Annotated in this window: 13 protein-coding genes and 1 tRNA gene; 3 read left to right on the forward strand and 11 right to left on the reverse strand. The window is 35.9% G+C overall.

From position 1 onward, the window contains the following. The first annotated feature begins 434 nt into the window (after positions 1-434). A tRNA-Ala gene (locus tag BM371_RS04605) sits at positions 435-508 on the forward strand. Between the two features lie 136 nt (positions 509-644). Here the strand turns inward: BM371_RS04605 and BM371_RS04610 are convergent. From BM371_RS04610 to amaB, 8 genes are all read right to left on the reverse strand, one after another. Then, positions 645-2057, reverse strand: a complete 1413-nt coding sequence (locus BM371_RS04610; protein WP_034676337.1) for an efflux transporter outer membrane subunit — start codon at positions 2055-2057, stop codon at positions 645-647. A gap of 20 nt (positions 2058-2077) precedes the next feature. After that, on the reverse strand, positions 2078-5224 hold the full coding sequence (locus tag BM371_RS04615) for an efflux RND transporter permease subunit (protein WP_034676339.1): 3147 nt from the start codon (positions 5222-5224) through the stop codon (positions 2078-2080). 1 nt (position 5225) lies between these two features. Further along, positions 5226-6410 carry an efflux RND transporter periplasmic adaptor subunit gene (locus BM371_RS04620; protein ID WP_034676340.1) on the reverse strand — a complete coding sequence of 395 codons (1185 nt, stop codon included), beginning with the start codon at positions 6408-6410 and terminating at the stop codon, positions 5226-5228. 1 nt (position 6411) lies between these two features. After that, positions 6412-6867: a P-loop NTPase family protein gene (locus tag BM371_RS04625; protein ID WP_034676342.1), complete on the reverse strand. Its 456-nt coding sequence runs from the start codon at positions 6865-6867 to the stop codon at positions 6412-6414. Positions 6868-6991: 124 nt separating this feature from the next. Beyond that, complete coding sequence (locus BM371_RS04630) at positions 6992-7510, reverse strand: GNAT family N-acetyltransferase (protein WP_034676344.1); 519 nt, start codon at positions 7508-7510, stop codon at positions 6992-6994. A 177-nt stretch (positions 7511-7687) separates the two neighbouring features. Further along, positions 7688-7918, reverse strand: coding sequence for a DUF2007 domain-containing protein (locus BM371_RS04635; RefSeq protein WP_034676346.1), 231 nt, complete (start codon positions 7916-7918; stop codon positions 7688-7690). 63 nt (positions 7919-7981) lie between these two features. Next, on the reverse strand, positions 7982-9307 hold the full coding sequence (lat, locus tag BM371_RS04640; protein WP_034677373.1) for an L-lysine 6-transaminase: 1326 nt from the start codon (positions 9305-9307) through the stop codon (positions 7982-7984). A 98-nt stretch (positions 9308-9405) separates the two neighbouring features. Further along, positions 9406-10956: an L-piperidine-6-carboxylate dehydrogenase gene (gene amaB / locus BM371_RS04645; RefSeq protein WP_034676349.1), complete on the reverse strand. Its 1551-nt coding sequence runs from the start codon at positions 10954-10956 to the stop codon at positions 9406-9408. A gap of 137 nt (positions 10957-11093) precedes the next feature. Here amaB and BM371_RS04650 point away from each other — a divergent pair, with 137 nt between their 5' ends. Next, positions 11094-11288 (forward strand): hypothetical protein, encoded by a 195-nt coding sequence (locus BM371_RS04650; protein ID WP_034676352.1) that lies wholly within the window; start codon positions 11094-11096, stop codon positions 11286-11288. 50 nt (positions 11289-11338) lie between these two features. On the opposite strand, the gene BM371_RS04655 is transcribed toward BM371_RS04650, so the two are convergent. The 3 genes from BM371_RS04655 to ccsA all read right to left on the reverse strand — a co-directional run bounded on the left by BM371_RS04655 (position 11339) and on the right by ccsA (position 16084). Further along, entirely contained in the window at positions 11339-11527 is a 189-nt protein-coding gene (locus BM371_RS04655) for a type II toxin-antitoxin system antitoxin (protein WP_034676354.1), read from the reverse strand. A gap of 188 nt (positions 11528-11715) precedes the next feature. Further along, a complete protein-coding gene (locus BM371_RS04660) occupies positions 11716-12594 on the reverse strand; it encodes an SPFH domain-containing protein (RefSeq protein ID WP_034676356.1) in 879 nt (292 codons plus the stop codon). A gap of 157 nt (positions 12595-12751) precedes the next feature. Further along, entirely contained in the window at positions 12752-16084 is a 3333-nt protein-coding gene (ccsA, locus tag BM371_RS04665) for a cytochrome c biogenesis protein CcsA (protein ID WP_034676359.1), read from the reverse strand. A 249-nt stretch (positions 16085-16333) separates the two neighbouring features. On the opposite strand from ccsA, the gene BM371_RS04670 reads away from it, so the two are divergent. Continuing rightward, on the forward strand, positions 16334-18856 hold the full coding sequence (locus BM371_RS04670; RefSeq protein ID WP_034676361.1) for a DNA translocase FtsK: 2523 nt from the start codon (positions 16334-16336) through the stop codon (positions 18854-18856). Positions 18857-18865 lie beyond the last annotated feature (9 nt).

An 18865-nucleotide genomic window follows, 5' to 3' on the forward strand; every position in this document is an offset into this window, starting at 1 on the left:
TAGTTTATGAAATAAGTTGTTTTGTCGAATATATTCTTAAAAATAGTCCTAAAATTTTCAGGATAGTATTTCAAATTTCTTCTATCTCTGTATTTTTAGAATTGGGCAAATATATCAATTTAATTTTATAGTTTAATCTTTTGCTGATGATATTTTAAGCAATTCAAAGCAAATTTATTTTCTGTATTTTTTTGAAAACGAAAAAAATCTTCATATCAGAAAATCATTTCAAAAGAAATTTGATAAATCGTTTCAAATATGACTGCAATCATAAACCAGTAATTAAGTTACACTTAGATTTATCGAAACTAATAACCACAAAGATTTTAAATTGATTAAATCTAAAAACCTTCCATTTCTGAAGGTTTTTGTTATGAATTAAAATTTATTTAATTTGTATATAAATATTAATTACATTTGTGCAACTTAAAAACGGGGAATTAGCTCATCTGGCTAGAGTGCGACACTGGCAGTGTCGAGGTGACGGGTTCGAGTCCCGTATTCTCCACCTCTATTTTAATAAAACCTTCTAAATCAGAAGGTTTTTTTGTGTTTAATACATTGTTGATACTTTATATAGTAAAAAACGTGCACTGTTTCCAGCACACGTCTTAACAAGATTGAATATATATAACTAACTTTCGTTATTTCCATCCACCGCCTAAAGCCTGGTATAAATCTACGGCAGCTTTCATTTTGCTGTATTCTGCATTAGAAATATTAAGTTCGGCGTTTAATGAGTTTACACTTGCATTTAGAACTTCAAGGTAATTTGCCATACCGTAGTTCACCAATTCCTGAGAATAATCTACCGATTTTTTATAAGAATCCAGTTCTTTTCTTTTTAGATCAATAAAAGAATCCTGTACTGAAAATACTCGGATCGCATCAGAAACTTCTTTTCCCGCAGTCAAAATAGATTTTCTGAAATTCAGGTATGCTGTTTCTTTATTGGCTAAACTTACGTCATAATTGGTTCTGATCTGTCTTCTGTTTAAAATCGGTTGAGCCAAACCGGCAACAACATTGGCAAAAAGAGAGTTTACACTGAACAAATGGTCAATATCAACCGACTGTACCCCTCCGCTTCCTGTTAGTTTTAATGTGGGATAAAACTGAGCTTTGGCAACATTGGTCAATTCAAAAGCATTCATCAGATTGAACTCAGCCTGCATGACATCGGGACGGTTTGCCAGTAAGCTTGCAGGATAACCTGTCGCCAAACTGTTGGGTATTGTCTGTGAAGCTAAAGATGATCTTGCGATCGTTTGCGAAGGCTCACCCATCAAAAGACTCATTGTATTCTCTAACAGCTGAATCTGGGTATCGATATCGATTAATAAAGATTTAGCATTATAAACCAAAGCTTCACTTTGCTGAACGGCAACTTCCGTTAAAGTTCCCGCTTCTTTTAAAGCTTTTGTTGTTTCTAAATTATTTTCTCTTACTTTAATCGTTTCCTGAATGATTCTCTTCTGGTCATCATACGTCAACAACTGAAAGTATGCTGAAGCAATCGACGCAACCAAATCACTTTTTACGGCTTTATGAGCTGCAACCGTTCCAAGATAACTTGCCAATTGAGCTTTTTGCTGAGATTTCATTTTTCCCCATAAATCTGCTTCCCAACCGATGGTTGCCGTAATGTCAAACTGGTTTACATAACGTCTTTCCCCGATAATCTGACCAAACTGGGTGTTGATCGATTGAGTTTGGAACGTATAATTGGGTCCGACTGATAAAGTAGGTTCGTATGCAGCTTTTGCCTGTTTTAAATAAGCTTCCGCCGAAACGATATTCTGTACTGCAATTCTTACATCAAGATTATTATCAAGCGCTTTGGTAATGTGTCCCTGAAGAATAGGATCTGTGAAAATTTCTTTCCAGGAAACATTCGCAATACTTGTACTGTCCTGAGGCAGCATATCTGTACGGAACAGTTTTTCATCCACTGCAGCTGCAGGTCTTTCATACTCTTTTCTTACATGACAAGAAGTAATAACCAGAGCTGTGAGCACCGAAAAAGCAGTTCCTTTTATTATTGATAAATTTTTCATTATTTAAATCTAAAGATTTCTTATTCAGCTAAATTCACTTCTTCATGCTTGATCGGCTTGATTTTCTCCTGTAAAGTCTGGAAAATCACATATAAAACCGGAATCACAAACACTCCTAAAATAGTACCGATCAACAACCCGATTGCTGCTCCCGTTGCAATAGAACGGTTACCAACTGCACCGATTCCGCTTGCCAAAACCAGAGGTAATAATCCGAAGATAAATGCCAATGATGTCATCAAAATAGGTCTTAGTCTGGCTTTAGCTGCATTGACCGCAGATTCTACAATCGTTTCGCCGTGATGTCTTCGCTGAACCGCAAATTCAATAATCAAAATCGCATTTTTTGCCAATAATCCGACCAACATAATCAATGCAATCTGGAAATAGATGTTGTTTTCAAGACCCATTATTTTCTGTCCGAAGTAAGCTCCCATCACCCCTAAAGGAAGTGAAATTACCACTGCTAAAGGAAGAATATAACTTTCATATTGTGCAGCAAGAATAAAATACACAAATACTAAACTCAATGCAAAAATTAATAAGGTCTGAGAACCTGAAGCCAATTCTTCTCTCGAAAGCCCGGTAAACTCAACACCATAATTCTGATCTAAAGTTTCACTTGCAACCTGCTGTACGGCAGCAATAGCATCACCCGTACTGTAACCTCCAGAGTTGGCTCCGGTAATTTTAACCGAACTAAATAGGTTGTAACGTCCTACAGACTGAGGTCCGTACGTTTTATTCAATGTTACAAACTGTGAAATTGGTGCCATTTCTCCGCCGCCAGTTTTGATGTAAAGCTGATTAAGACTTTCTGCATTTACCCTATTTTCAGGTAAAGCCTGAACCATTACCCTGAACTGTTTTCCGTATTTTGTAAAGTCAGCACTGTAAATTCCACCGATATATCCCTGCATGGTTTCAAGAATCGTATTCACAGAAACTCCTTTTTGCTTTGCTAAAGGAACGTTAATCTGCATTTCATACTGCGGATATTTGGTATTGAATGAAGTCTGAGCAAATTCAATTTCAGGACGCTTCATCAGATTTCCGATAAGCTCGTTGGTTTTTGCATCCAATTCTGCGAAATCCCCTCCTGCTTTATCTAAAAGTACCATCTCAAAACCTGCACTGTTACCAAAACCAGGTACACTTGGCGGCTGGAAGAATACAACTTTTGCATCGGGAACTTTTCCTGACAAACCGAAAAGCTGTTTTGTAATGGCTTCAGAAGAAAGTCCGTCACCTTTTCTATCATCAAAAGGTTTAAGCTTGATGAAGGCAAGACCATTGTTACTACCATTTCCCGAAAGTAGACCTCTACCTGTAGAAATAGTTACGTTTTGAATTCCAGGAATTTTTAAAGCATTTGCCTGTAATGTTTTCAAAACGTTATAGGTTCTTTCCATAGAAGCTCCCGGAGGCAATTGTACATCAGTAAAGATGATTCCACGGTCTTCTGTCGGGACGAAACCTTTTTTCATTGTTGAACTCGCCCAATAGATAATTCCACCTGTGATTACAAAAATCAATAGAGTTACCCATTTGTGTTTAATCAGGAATGTAAATCCTCTACCGTAACGATCTGTTGCTGTTTTAAAAGCAATATTAAATTTATAGAAGAACTTCTGAATGAAGTTTTTGCTCTTGTAATCTTCGTGATGTTCATCATGCGGTTTTAAGAATAATGAACACAGCACCGGACTCAAAGTCAATGCATTAATCGCTGAAATGATAATTGCAATAATCAAAGTAATACCAAACTGCTGATAAAATACCCCAGTCGGACCCGTGATAAAAGTTACCGGAATAAATACTGCAGCCATTACCAAAGTAATTGAAATAATTGCTCCTGTAATTTCGTCCATAGCTTCAACCGTTGCTTTTTTAGCATTTGAAATCCCATGTTCCATCTTGGCGTGAACGGCTTCCACCACAACAATCGCATCATCCACCACAATACCAATTGCCAATACCAAAGCGAAAAGCGTCAGTAAGTTTAATGAATATCCAAATAAATTCAGGAAGAAAAATGCTCCCACAATCGAAACCGGAACCGCAATTGCCGGAATTAAAGTTGATCTGAAATCCTGTAAGAAGATATAAACAACGATAAATACTAGGATAAACGCTTCAATTAAAGTATGAATTACTTTTTCAATCGATGCATCCAGGAATTCATTTGTATCAAAGTTGAAGGTATATTTTACGCCTTCAGGATAAGTGCTTTCGTTGGCTTTAAGCTGAGCTTTAATATTTTCGATAATCTCCTGCGCATTGGAACCCGGAGTCTGGAAGATCCCCATACTGATTGACGGGTTGTCTCCGTTTTCACCTACACCTGTGTAGGAAAGACCACCTAATTCTACTTTAGCAACGTCCTTCAACATTAGGTTTTGTCCGTCCGGTAAAGATTTAATGATGATATTGTCATACTGTTCTTTATCGCTGAACTTCCCTACATATTTAATGATATATTCGAAAGAGCTTCCGCTGTTTTGTCCTAAAGAACCAGCCGCAGCTTCTCTACTCTGCTCATTGATCGCTGTTGTAACATCAGTTGGAGTAATTCCGTAAGCTGCTAATTTTGCAGGATCCAGCCAAACTCTCATTGAGTAATTTTTTCCACCGAAAACGTTGGCTTCCCCAACTCCATTAATTCTCTGAAGATTCGGGATAACGTTAATATTCAAAAAGTTCTGAAGATAAACATCGTCAATATTTTTGTTTTCAGAATAGAAAGATAAGTACATCAAGGCACTTGTCTGCTGCTTCTGGGTAACAACCCCTGAACGTGTAACTTCACTTGGAAGTAGCGGGCTTGCTCTCGATACACGGTTCTGAACGTTTACCGCTGCAATATCGGGATCAATTCCTTGCTTGAAGAATACCTGAATCTGCGCCGAACCGTCATTCCCTGCGGTTGATGTAATATAATCCATCCCTTCCACACCATTAATCTGCTCCTCCAAAGGAACTACCACACTTTTCATTACCGTTTCAGCATTCGCTCCGGTATAATTTGCTCTCACACTTACCGTTGGTGGAGCAATATCCGGATATTGTGTAACAGGAAGCGCAGTAAGACCTAAGACCCCGAGAATTACAATAAGAATCGAGATTACAGTAGATAAAACCGGTCTGTTAATAAAGTTTTTTATCATGTTAGAATTTCGGTTTTACAGATTGAACTAAACTATCCATTTTTACTTTTTTAGGTTGTACGGCAGTTCCTGGTTTTATACTTCCAGTTCCTGCAGCAATTACAGTTTCTCCGGTTTTTAACCCCGATTTAATCAAAGCATAATTGTCGATACGGTCGATCACATCAACCACAACATTTCTTGCGGTATCTTTATCAACTTTATAAACATAAACAATACCTTGCTGCTCGTACGTTGCACTTTCCGGAACTACCAATACATTATCAAAATGTTTAGGGAATCTGATGGTTCCACTGTTTCCATTGCTTAATAATTTCTGAGCATTTGTAAAAACAACTCTGAACTGAATCGTTCCTGTTGTAGGATCTAAAGAACCTGTAATCGCCTCAATTCTACCCTTTTCAGGATAAATACTTCCATTCGCCAACTGAAGTTCAACCATCGGAAGATTTTTGATTTTTTCAGGTACACTTGCTCCGACTGATTTTTCAAGGAAATCAAAATATGCTTTTTCATTCATTGAGAAATAAGCGAAGATTTCTGAAGTATCTGAAATGGTTGTTAAAGCAGTCTGGTCAGTTGGCCCAACCAAACTTCCTACTTTCAATGGCAATTTTCCGATTACTCCGGAAATCGGAGCACGGATTACCGAATAATCGATATTGGCTTCAACTCCTTTGTAATTGGCAACAGCCTGACTTTTTGCAGCTCTTGCCTGTTGTAATCCTGCCTGAGCCTGAGCTAAATTTGCCTGAGCCGTTTGAAGCTGTACATTGCTGATAATGTTTTTCTGAACCAGTGGTTTTAATTTATTGACTTCCACATTAGCCGCATTTACAGCAGCTTGAGCAGCAGCAATATTTGATTCTGCAGCAGTGATTCCGGCTTTGGAAGCAGCGGCATTTTCAGTGAGAATATTGGTTTCAAGACGAAATAAAGGCTGCCCTTTCGTAACGTACTGCCCTTCATCTACCAAAACCTGAGTGATGTACCCCTGAATTTTTGCTCTCACATCATTATTCACTCTACCTTCAATCGTTGCGGGAAACGTATCGTACCCTACAATATTTTTATTCTCTACCGAAACTACAGGGAAAGGCTTTGGCCCGTCCTGCTTCGGAGCTTCTTTTTTGCAAGCAGTTAAAGAGAAAGCTGCTACAGAAAATAGTATAAGCTTGTTTGTCATTTTATAGTTTATTAAGAGATTCCTGAATATTTTTTATGTTTTTATTTAAAAGTGCTTTGTACACCTCAAATCTTTCATCGGCTTCTTTATGCTCTGTTTTTCTGAAGTTTTTGAGATCATCCAGAAGTTTCAGTTCGTCCTGCATTTTTTGCACAATTTTTTCAAACCTTATTTTTTTATAATCATCGTTGGCGAAAAAATAACGTTTTCTTTCATCCATCTTGTTGACATCGACAATTAATTCAGCATTAAGAAGTAAATTAATACTCGTGGAAACCGAGCTTTTGCTAGCCGAAAAAACTTCGACAAATTCATCAAAAGTAATTCCCACCTTATCAAAATCGAAAATCAGGTAGGAATATATTTTTGAAGCCAGTGGTGGAAGATTGAGAACAGTACCGTAAAATTTTACAGCATCCTGAAAGATTTTCTCATCTATTTCCAGACTTTTTTTCATTATAGAAAAATTTTTGAACAAATTTAGAAATTAGTTCGGAACTAAACGAACAAACCCAATAGAGTTTATGAATAAATAGTTTCTTAAAGAATCAATGAAATTTGATTTAACCTTTTGCTTTTTTCTACATCAACACTTTTTCAAATGCTTTTCTTATGCCTCCCGCAAGATAAACTTCACCACAATAGGTGTAACCTTTAGATTCCAAAATTTTCAACATCGCAAGATTGTCATAGTTGGTATCAACTTTTATGCTTAAAACATTCTGTGACTTTGTAAAATCTTCAATATAATCGAAGAGTTTTTTTGCAAGTCCTTGTCCTGCAAATTTTTCAGAAACTGCTACTCTATGTACAACCACAAATTCTCCTGTGGTAAGCCATGCCCCTTCAATAGAGCTATAGGCTGGTTCATCATTAAAAATAAGTGCTACAAAAACAGCTACTTCCCCATCAACTGTAAGAACATGACCAAATCCTTTTTCCACGTCACTTTCAACAGTTTGCAGATTAGGATATCCGTTTTGCCATTGTTGGCTGCCGTCTTTTCTTCTCCTTTCAATAGATTGCTGTATGATTTCCCAGATGGGATTGATGTCTGAGGTTTCCGCTTTCCTGAAATGGATTTCGTTTTTTTGAGTCATAAGAGCTTTGTATTACAAACTTGAAAATTGGGAAATTGCACAATCAGTGCCAAAAAATACCCATTAAAATTTTATTAATAATTGATGCTTTAAGATTATTAAACACCAAAAAACCGAAAATTAACTCTCATTAATTTTCGGTCCGAAGTAGTAAAATTTAAAATTATGAAATTGTTTTTATTGATTTAAATTTTGTTGAAGATAAGCATCTATTACATCAAATGCTTTCTTCTCGTCATGTAAATCTACCATTACTTTCAAAGACGTTGCCGTCGGTGTTGTTGTAAAAGTAAGATAATTATTTTCTACCGCATTAGTGATCTGTGCATCGTCTAACTTTGATTTGATCAACTGTATTTCTGCAGGTTTATCACTTTCAAAAACTGATACTCTCGTGTTTCTTTCCATATAAAATCCATTTTGAGTATCTAAATATAGAAATTTTTTTTCAGAATTCCAAATCCTGATGTTTTAAATTTTATTAATGTTATTTTCAATTTTATCTAAAGCGATCTGAATTTCTTCTTTTGTAACATTCAAATGTGGTCTGAATCTGATTGACTGATCGCCGCATGCAAGAATGATTAAGTTATCGTTGTAAAGCTCACTTCTTAGTTGGTCTCTTTGTTCTCCTGACGGAAGATCTATTGCGCACATCAAACCTTTTCCTCTTGCGTTGGATAATTTTTCAGGATATTTCTGAGCTAAATTTTGCAAGCCTTCCAATAGATATTCTCCCACAATATTGGCATTTTCTAGAAGATTTTCTTTTTCGATCACTTCCATCACCAATTGGAAACGAAGCATATCAATAAAGTTACCGCCAAAAGTAGAATTGATTCTTGAGCTTTCTCTGAAAACATTATTCGGAATCTCATCAAACTTTTCTTTATTGGCTAAAACTCCGCAAACCTGAGTTTTTTTACCAAAAGAAATAATATCCGGTACAACACTTAAATGTTCAAAAGCCCACATTTTACCGGTAATTCCGATTCCTGTCTGTACTTCATCAAAAATTAAAAGAACTTCATGCTCGTCGCAGATATTTCTTAAACCAACAAAAAATTCGTCTCTGAAATGATTATCACCACCTTCAGCCTGAATTGGCTCTATGATGATGCAAGCTACCTTATCTGGATTTGAAAGAATAGCTTCTGTAATCTGAAGCAATGCTAAATTTTCGTTCTTGATTGTTTCTTCTAAATTTTCTTCAGTAATGGGAAAATGTAATTTAGGATTCAAAATTCTAGGCCATTCAAACATCGGGAAATACTGATATTTTCTTGGATCAGAAGTATTGGTTAAGCTTAAAGTATAACCGCTTCTTCCGTGAAATGCCTGTCTGAAATGGATACAGATTCCGGCTTCTACATCAAGACCTTTTTCGAAATTTTTTCTTGTTTTCCAGTCAAAACAAGCTTTCATTGCATTTTCAACACCTAAAGAACCGCCTTCAATAAAAAATGCATATTGTAATTCTTTTGGTAAAACTACCCTTTCAAAAACTTCAAGAAAATGAGCATACTCTTTAGAATAAACATCGGCCAAAGTAGGTTTGTTCACGGCCATTTTACCCAACCATTCAGATTTTTCAACCAGATAAGGGTGGTTGTAACCGATGGATGCTGAACCGAACATTGAAAACATATCAAGGAAATTTTTCCCTGAAACGGAATCATGAATCCAGGATCCGTGTGAGTTTTCGATATCCATTACAAAATCAAAACCGTCTGCCAGAACATGTTTTCCTACGGTCTCTTTAACTTTGTTTGACTGAATTTCTAATATATTGCCCATATTAATTTTAGAATTTTTAGTTTGTGTTGAGTTATTTTTGATGCGGAATTTTTCATAAAACTTTGTCAAAGATTTAAACTTTGACAAAGTGCGATGATTTATAAATCAAATTTAATTCCCTGAGCCAATGGAAGACTCGCCGTGTAATTGATGGTATTGGTTTGTCTTCTCATGTAGTATTTCCAGACATCAGAACCGGATTCTCTACCGCCTCCCGTTTCTTTTTCACCACCAAAAGCACCACCAATTTCAGCACCTGAAGTTCCGATATTAACGTTTGCAATACCGCAATCTGAACCTGCATGAGAAAGGAATAATTCTGCTTCTCTCAGATTCTGAGTCATAATTGCTGAAGATAAACCTTGCGGAACATCATTCTGAATTGCAATGGCTTCTTCTAAAGTTTTGTATTTAATTAAATATAAAATAGGTGCAAAAGTTTCGTGCTGTACGATTTCGTAAGAGTTTTCAACTTCAGCGATACATGGTTTTACGTAGCAACCGGATTCGTAATCTTTCCCTTCTAAAACGCCGCCTTCAACGATAAATTTACCACCTTCTTTTTTACATTTTTCAATCGCCAGTTCGTATTGATTTACAGCATCAACATCGATAAGCGGTCCAACATGCATATTTTCATCTAACGGATTTCCGATTTTTAATTGTCCGTAGGCTTTTGCCAAACGGTTTTTGACTTCATCATAAACAGATTCATGAATAATCAGTCTTCTTGTGGAAGTACATCTTTGCCCTGCAGTTCCTACAGCTCCGAAAACAGCTCCGATAATAGACATATCCAGATCTGCATCTTTGGAAATGATGATGGCATTATTTCCACCCAATTCTAAGATTGATTTACCGAATCTTTCAGCCACTTTAGAAGAAACCATTCTTCCTACTCTTGTAGAACCTGTGAATGAAACCAAGGAAATACGTTTGTCATCTACTAATTTTTGCCCAATCGTGTGATCTGCAACCATTACACTTGAAATTCCTTCTGGAAGATTGTTTTCCTTTAAAACTTCATTCATAATATTTTGGCAGGCAATCGCGCAAAGTGGTGTTTTTTCAGACGGTTTCCAGATCGTTACGTTTCCACAAATCCATGCTAAAGCGGTGTTCCAAGCCCAAACTGCTACCGGAAAGTTGAACGCGGTAATGATGCTCACAATTCCAAGCGGATGATATTGCTCGTACATTCTGTGTCCCGGTCTTTCGGAATGCATGGTGTATCCGTGAAGCTGTCGTGATAAACCAACAGCAAAATCACAGATGTCGATCATTTCCTGAACTTCACCCAAACCTTCCTGTAAAGATTTACCCATTTCGTAAGAAACGAGTTTACCTAAGTCGTCTTTATATTCTCTTAATTTTTGTCCTAACTGACGTACAATTTCACCTCTTTTTGGCGCAGGCATTGTTCTGAATTCTAAAAATGCCTGCTGAGCAGATTCTATTACTTTGTCGTAATCTTTCTCGTTTGATAATTTTACTTTCCCTATTAATCTTCCGTCTGCCGGAGAATAGCTTTCTATAGATTTTCCTGATGCAAAAAATTTCCCTCCTGTAGAAGTTCCTTTATTTTCATCTTTGATTCCTAAATTTTTTAATGATTTTTCAATTCCGAAATCTTTGATTTTTTTTGACATAAAAATGTAACTTTTCGTTTTGCCTAAGATAGAAAATATTATGAAACTGGGAAATTTTAATTTTTTTTAACCTATTTATTATTTGGAATCATTATAAACATGCTTATCTTTGTAGAGCAACATATATTAATTCGGAGATGGAAAATAAGGAAGTTATCAACGATCAGAATACAGAAAAAAGCACAAGATGGAAAAAGATGCTGAAGAAATTCGGGATCTGGGGAATTGTGTTTTTTACGGTAAAAGGTATCATTACTTCTACCCTAATTTATTTTTTAGGTAAAAATTTCTGGACTGTAATCAGCGGTTATTTTACAGGAGCTGCTGAATAAAAAAAGCAAAGAAATTATTCTCTGCTTTTTATTTTTGTATAAACTAAATCTTATTCTTTTTTCTTTCTCCCCGAATTGATTAGGCTCTGATTAAGAAGATATTCTATCTGTCCGTTCACGCTTCTGAACTCATCATTTGCCCATTTTTCGAGAAGTTTATAGGTAGTCTCATCTATCCTTATCACGAAAGATTTTTTGCTTTTGTTTTCGGGAGAGTTCTGAGCTTTCTCTGATTTCATTTTCTTGTTTTTCTAATTGCTAGCTTTTTTGTTTTAACGCAAAGTACGCAAAGATTTTTTTATAATCTGTCTGCTTTTTAAGTTCGCGAAGGCGTTTCACTCAGCAAAGAACGCTGTAATTTCAATAAAATTAATTTTTATAAATACAGTAAATTCTTTTTTTCTCAATCTTAGCCTTAATCTCAACCTTAATTATACAAAGTTCCTGCATTTAAAATAGGTTGTGCCGCTTTTTCACCGCAAAGAACAACCATTAAATTGCTTACCATTGCTGCTTTTCTTTCGTCATCCAATTCAACAATATTTTCTTCTGAAAGTTTCTTTAAAGCTAAATCTACCATTCCCACTGCACCTTCCACGATTTTTGTTCTTGCCGCTACAATAGCTGTTGCCTGCTGTCTCTGAAGCATCGCTCCGGCAATTTCTGAAGCATAGGCTAAGTGCGAAATTCTCGCTTCCTGAATGATAATTCCCGCTTTTGATAATCTGTCAGTTAATTCCTGTTCCAAAATAGAATTGATTTTATCACCGCCTTCTCTCAATGTAATCGGAGCATGGTCGTCTTCTAAATTATCGTAAGGAAAACTCATTGCCAAATGACGAACTGCCGCTTCACTTTGCATTTTTACAAAATCTGAATATCTTTCAACATCAAAAGCTGCTTTGTAAGTATCACCAACTTTCCAAACCATTACAACAGCAATTTCGATTGGATTACCCATTTTGTCATTCACTTTCAAAGTCTGTCCCTGCAAGTTTTCAGAACGTAAAGACATTTTTTGAGATGAATAGAGAGGATTAATAAAAAACAGTCCGTTGTCTTTTACTGTTCCTACATATCTTCCGAAAAAGTTGAGTACTCTTGAATGGTTTGGCTGAATAATCATTAAACCTTTCAATAAAAAACACATTAGAAAGAATGCAACAATTGAGATGATAATATAAGTTACGTCAACATTTTCTCCATCATTAATCCCTGTTACAAAAAGATACGCTGAAACTCCTAGTAAGATTAATGAGAGAATTAATGCCAAATAACCTGACATTGGTTTTAAAACTTTTTCCATGATTGTAATTTTTAAAGTGATATTATTTTGATATCATAAAGATATAGATAAGTTTTGAATGATGAATGATTTTTTTTTAAAATTATTTAATATTCTTAAGCACAAAAAAATCCCGAAAATTACTTTCGGGATTCTGTATTTATTTTCAGTTAAAAATTTATTTCTTTTTTAAAGCAACAAATTTAAAGTAAGATATTACTGATAAGGTAAACATGGTTGCGAGACCGATGTACACCCAAGCCGGAACCGGAACCGGATCTCCCGCTGCATAAGAGTGAAGTCCGCTCAGATAATAATTTACCCCAAAATAGGTCATTACCATTGAGCAGAAAGCAAACATTGTTGCTACGTGAAATGCCCATCTGCTTCTTAAGCCCGGAACTAATCTCATGTGTAAAACAAATGCATAGACCATGATTGAGATAAATGCCCAGGTTTCTTTCGGATCCCAGCTCCAGTATCTTCCCCAAGATTCGTTTGCCCAGATTCCGCCTAAGAAATTCCCTACCGTTAAAGCAAAAAGTCCGATAGTTAAAGACATTTCAGATACAATTGCCAATTCTTTTAAGGTAGAATCGTTATGTAATTTGAATTTATTTTTATCCGTAATAATATAGAATACCAATGAAATCACTGCAATAATCATTGATAGTGCAAAGAAGCCGTAACTCGATACAATAATAGCAACGTGAACAATTAGCCAATACGATTTCAGAACAGGAACTAATGGCGTAATCTGTGGATCAAGCGCTGAACCTCCATGAGCAAACCCCATCATAATGACTGCAACCATAAATCCTGCAGCAGGAATTAATGCGTTTGAAGTGTTTCCTTTTTTGATAAGTTTTACTATAGAATCAGATGTTTTTTTGTTGAAATTTGGCTTTCCGAATCCGAAATAGAACATTAAACCTGCCGAAATTCCGACCCATGAAATAAAGATAATAGCTTCATAACCATTACTCCAAGGAGCATGACCGGAAATGTACCATCTTGCAATCAATCCTAAGAAATGGCAGATATAGCCAACAATTCCGATATAAATAATTGCTTTGATGATTTTATTAAGAGTTTTATTAGGTTTAAACAATTCCACAAAACCTAAAATCAATAACAATCCACCCACCAAAGTATAGAAAATCAATAATTTAAAATTGATATCTGCTTTATTCATGAATACTTCCAGATTAACTTTTGATTCTGAAGGAACAACTGCTTTCCCCCATTTTTGTTGATAATCTGATAATTTTTTCAACTCAGCATCCGCTTTGCTCCAGTCTCCAGTTTTTTGTGCCTGAAGTGCTTCTGCGAAATAAGGTCCCATCACTTTCTGAGATTCCATATCGGGTTCCATTTTCTGGTCAAGCCAAGAATGCCAAGTATGATTCGGGTCATTTTTCACAGGAACAATTCTCATAAACTGTCCGCTGAAGAATTCGTTGAAGATCTGAACTCTTTCGTTTAGTTTAATAACTTGTTTGTCGTATTCAGATTGCTCTGCCGGTTTTTTACGGAATGCCGTATTGTATTCTGCATCTAAAATATAAGTAAGATTTCCGTTGGCATCAGAAGGGAAAAGATTCATTAAAGATGTGTAACCGTCTTCATCAGCTTTTGTTATTCTCAAAAGTTCTTTTCCGCCTTTTGCATCAACTTTAATCAACGGAACCATTGTCCAGCTTGGCGTGTCTGTGTTAATCGACAAAAACCATTGTTCAGCTGTTAAATATTTTCCGTCGGTTCCTTTAAATTTATCTTTTTTGTAAAGTTTTCTTAAAACATCTAAAGCCTGCGTGTTGATCGGAACGATTCTACCTTCATAATTCTGTACCAAAAGGTAGCCGAATTTATCTGCATGCTCTTTGGTGATCTTGTTTCTGGCAATAATTTCGTCAGGCGAAATCATTCTCATTTTTGAAAGCGGAGCTGCTAAAGAATTCTGTTGATTTCCTTGTGGCTGAACAGTTTGAGGAGCAGCTTCATGAGTATGACCATCTCCTTCTACATGTACATGTTCCCTGCTTCCGTCACTTGTTCCGTGCGTTTCAATTTTCTGAGCAGTTAATGTTAAACTTAAAAATAGTAAAACAACTGTTGCTGCTCTTTTCTGATTGATGTCTTTCAGCATTTTGTTAAGCTTCCAGAAGTGAGTTCCTTTCCAGAAAAATATTACAAACATCCCTCCAAATAAAAGTGCATAACCGATATATGAAATCAAAGTTCCCCAAAAATCATGATTTACAGACAATAAAGTTCCCATTCTGTCTGGTGTATAACTTGCCTGGAAGAAGCGGTATCCTTTATAATTAAGAACATTGTTCATATAGATTTTATATGGAGTCTGTTTTCCTTCGTCAATAATTTTAATATGACTTTCATAAGCACTCGGAGATGAACTTCCCGGATATGTTTCCATCACGAAATCATCAAGTTTAATTGCGAAAGGCGTTGTGTAAATTTTAGGACCAAAACCTACCATAATATTTAAACCATCCATTGTTACTTGTTTGTAAGCATTAGGATTTCCTCTTTCTACAGAAAGTTCTACGATTTGCTTTGTTTTAGGACCTTCAATTTCGATCGTCATTGCATCGGGAACATTCTGGTCTTTCTTTTTGTCTCCTTCGAAAGCCATTAATTTTCCTTTTCTCAGAGGTTCAGGAACAACCAATTTTAATTCATTAATGCTGTATAAACTTCTTAAAACCAAAGGTTGATATTGGTCTTTCGTCGTATTTCCTGTTGCCTGAGTGGCCATTGTCATGTAAGTTGCATCAACAGGAGTTTTAATGAACATTTGTCCGTTTTCTTTTTTGAATTCTACGGCTCCATCAATCGCTCTGTTGAAAGTTACCAAAGTTCCGTTGATCGATTTTGTTTCTCCGGATTTGATGTAAATATTCTGTCTTCCCGTTTCCGCGGTTGATACCAAATGAAGATATTCTTGCCCATTTGCATCAGCAACCAGACTGTCTTTTTTTCTTTGAACATAATCCATAGTTTTTACTTTGACAGGTTTTCCATGGAAATCGTAAGTCGCTTTGAAATCTTTGTGCAAAGGCGACATCAGATAAGGAACATCCTGATAATTTAAAACATCTCCTTTGTCTTCAATCTGAATTTTAAAGAATTGCTTATCAGTTACAATTTCGTTTGAAGTTTCACCTTCTCGGATGCTCATTTGCCCTTCAAAGCTGATGTATCTTGTAATTGCGCCCCCAATGAAAATAAAAACAAAGGCAAGGTGGAAAACCAAAACCGGCCATTTTTCTCTTTTCCAAAGACGGTATCTTCCGATATTTCCGATAAAGTTGATGATTAGGAGAAGCATAATGAGTTCAAACCATTTTGCTTCATAGATTAAGGCTTTTGCGGTCGGTGTTCCGTAATCGTTTTCAAGGAACGTCGCATAAGCCATGGAAAATGCGTAAACCAGCAATAGAACAGCCATTGTTCTGGTTGAAATAAGAATATCTTGGATCTTCTTCATGATTTTTTTACTTGACATGCAAAAATAAGGATGATAAACCGAAAGGAGGTTAAAAAAAGCTGTTTTTTGTCATTTAAAAAGGGATTTGGCTTATTTTGAAGCGTTCTTAATAAGCTTGTTTTTATTAAATAAAACATAAAATTTAAGCATAATTTCATTCATAAAATATCACATCAAAAAACAAACGTGTTTTCCTCTAAAAAATATTTAAAATCTAAAAAAAACATTAAATTTGCGCAGACTGACATTATGGAAAAGAAATCACAGAAAAATCAAACACAGACGCCTGAAATAGGCAAAATCTTATCAAAACCACGTATTTTTTTCGGATTGACATTCATTGTTTTTGCCGGAGTGCTTACGCTGTCTTTTATTTCTTATTTAATGAATTGGAAAGCAGATCAGAGCCAGGCCGGAACAATGCTTGATAAGACGATAAAATCATCCAACATCTTCGGAAAGCTTGGCGATTGGCTCGGAAATATTTTTATTTTCGAAAGCATTGGTGTCGCTTCTTTCATCATTGCTTTTCTTTTTGTGGTTTTCGGAACAATGATTTTAAAGAAAAAAATCTTTAAACCATGGATGACTTTCGGGCATTCTTTATTCTTTATCTGTTGGTTGCCGATTTTATTCGGAGCGATTACGAAAGGACAAGGTGTTTTAAGCGGAGTTTACGGTTACCAGATTATGGATTCTCTGGCTGCAATTATTGGAAGTGTTGGTCTTTGGGTTGTTTTAATTGTGAGTATTGCGCTTTATTTTATTCTGGAATTTAATCTTCGCCCGAGTTCAATCAAAGCGAAGCTTGATACCATCAACGAAAATACGATCGGAAAAGTAAAATCGATGATGCCAAACTCTGAGCAGAATTTTGATGCAGACCAGGAATTGGAAGATGAGATCAACGAAAATCCTTCTAATATTACAGTAACAGATTTATCTGAGACCGTGGAAATTCAAGCTCCAAAAAGAGAATCTCCGTTCAAGGAAACTAAAAAGGAAGCAGAAGTTGAAACCATCGTAACTCCGAATCAGACTTCTTTTGAAGACGAAAAAGTAGAAATTCCGCAAACAGTTAATTTAAATCTTGATACAAAACCAGTAATTCCCGCTGTAAAACCGGAAGATGCTTTTGAAGTTCATTCTAATTTTTCTGCACCTGCAACTGAAGATATTAAATTTAAAGTAGAAGTTGCTCCCGTAATTGATATTGTTGATGATTCAGAGAAACAATCTCAGGAATTGGTTGATAAGCATGGCTTGTATGACCATCGCTTAGATTTGGCAAAATTCCAAATGCCTACTTTGGATTTGCTGAAAGATTATGGAAATGAAGAAATTTCAATTAATAAAGAAGAATTAGAGGAAAATAAAAATAAAATTGTTGGTCTTTTAAAGAACTTCAACGTTGGAATTGCTGAAATTAAGGCGACGATCGGACCAACAGTTACTTTGTACGAAATTGTTCCCGAAGCAGGAATCAGAGTAGCGTCCATTAAAAAATTACAGGATGATATTGCGTTGAATCTTTCTGCTTTAGGAATCAGAATTATTGCACCAATGCCTGGAAAAGGAACAATTGGTATTGAAGTTCCGAGAAAAAATCCTACGATGGTTTCTATGAGATCGGTTATTGCTTCTCAGAAATTCCAGAATACCGATATGGATTTGCCTGTGGTTTTCGGTAAAACAATTTCCAACGAAGTATTTATGGCAGATTTGTCTAAAATGCCTCACCTTTTGATGGCCGGAGCAACAGGACAGGGAAAATCTGTCGGAATTAATGCAATCCTTACTTCCCTGCTTTACAAAAAACATCCAAGCGAACTGAAATTCGTCATGGTGGATCCTAAAAAAGTGGAACTTTCATTGTATTCAAAAATTGAAAGACATTATTTAGCAAAACTTCCGGATTCTGATGATGCCATTATTACGGATACCAATAAAGTAATCAACACCTTGAATTCTCTTTGCGTTGAAATGGATCAGCGTTATGATTTGCTTAAAAATGCGTTCTGTAAAAACCTTAAAGAATACAATAAAAAATTCGCAGAAAGAAAACTAAATCCTGAAAACGGACACCGTTACTTACCATACATCGTTTTGGTCGTTGACGAATTTGCAGATTTAATTATGACCGCAGGAAAAGAAGTTGAACTTCCGATTGCCAGATTGGCGCAGTTGGCAAGAGCAGTTGGAATTCATTTAATTGTTGCCACACAAAGACCTTCCGTAAATGTAATTACCGGTATGATTAAAGCAAATTTCCCTGCAAGAGCTGCGTTCAGAGTGATTTCAAGTGTGGATTCCAGAACGATTTTAGATTCTACGGGTGCAGATCAGTTGATTGGTAAAGGAGATATGCTTTACTTTAACGGAAATGAAATTTTAAGATTACAGTGTGCTTTTGTTGATACTCCCGAAGTTGAAAAGCTGGCTGAGTTTATCGGTGAACAAAAAGGGTATGCTTCTGCGTTCTTACTTCCTGAATTTGTTTCTGAAGAAGCTACAAGCACAGTCGGAGCGTTTGATCCCAATGAAAAAGATGCTTTGTTTGAAGAGGCAGCAAGAATTATTGTTTCAACACAACAAGGCTCTACTTCTATGCTTCAGAGACAATTGAAATTGGGTTACAACAGAGCCGGAAGAATTATGGATCAGCTTGAAGCAAGCGGTATCGTTGGTGGATTTAATGGAGCCAAAGCAAGAGAAGTTCTTATCAGTGATCTGCATTCTTTGGAACAGTTTTTAGAAGATTTGAAAAATTAATAACCAATT

It is taken from the genome of Chryseobacterium formosense (assembly GCF_900116415.1).
Taxonomy (GTDB): domain Bacteria; phylum Bacteroidota; class Bacteroidia; order Flavobacteriales; family Weeksellaceae; genus Chryseobacterium; species Chryseobacterium formosense.

Bases quoted from the DNA above. Each gene is read 5' to 3' on its own strand.
- BM371_RS04660 (WP_034676356.1), bottom strand. From the start codon at position 12,594: ATGGAAAAAGTTTTAAAACCAATGTCAGGTTATTTGGCATTAATTCTC.
- BM371_RS04615 (WP_034676339.1), bottom strand. From the start codon at position 5,224: ATGATAAAAAACTTTATTAACAGACCGGTTTTATCTACTGTAATCTCG.
- BM371_RS04655 (WP_034676354.1), bottom strand. From the start codon at position 11,527: ATGAAATCAGAGAAAGCTCAGAACTCTCCCGAAAACAAAAGCAAAAAA.
- BM371_RS04630 (WP_034676344.1), bottom strand. From the start codon at position 7,510: ATGACTCAAAAAAACGAAATCCATTTCAGGAAAGCGGAAACCTCAGAC.
- BM371_RS04670 (WP_034676361.1), top strand. From the start codon at position 16,334: ATGGAAAAGAAATCACAGAAAAATCAAACACAGACGCCTGAAATAGGC.
- BM371_RS04650 (WP_034676352.1), top strand. From the start codon at position 11,094: ATGGAAAATAAGGAAGTTATCAACGATCAGAATACAGAAAAAAGCACA.
- lat (WP_034677373.1), bottom strand. From the start codon at position 9,307: ATGGGCAATATATTAGAAATTCAGTCAAACAAAGTTAAAGAGACCGTA.
- amaB (WP_034676349.1), bottom strand. From the start codon at position 10,956: ATGTCAAAAAAAATCAAAGATTTCGGAATTGAAAAATCATTAAAAAAT.
- BM371_RS04635 (WP_034676346.1), bottom strand. From the start codon at position 7,918: ATGGAAAGAAACACGAGAGTATCAGTTTTTGAAAGTGATAAACCTGCA.
- BM371_RS04625 (WP_034676342.1), bottom strand. From the start codon at position 6,867: ATGAAAAAAAGTCTGGAAATAGATGAGAAAATCTTTCAGGATGCTGTA.
- ccsA (WP_034676359.1), bottom strand. From the start codon at position 16,084: ATGAAGAAGATCCAAGATATTCTTATTTCAACCAGAACAATGGCTGTT.
- BM371_RS04620 (WP_034676340.1), bottom strand. From the start codon at position 6,410: ATGACAAACAAGCTTATACTATTTTCTGTAGCAGCTTTCTCTTTAACT.
- BM371_RS04610 (WP_034676337.1), bottom strand. From the start codon at position 2,057: ATGAAAAATTTATCAATAATAAAAGGAACTGCTTTTTCGGTGCTCACA.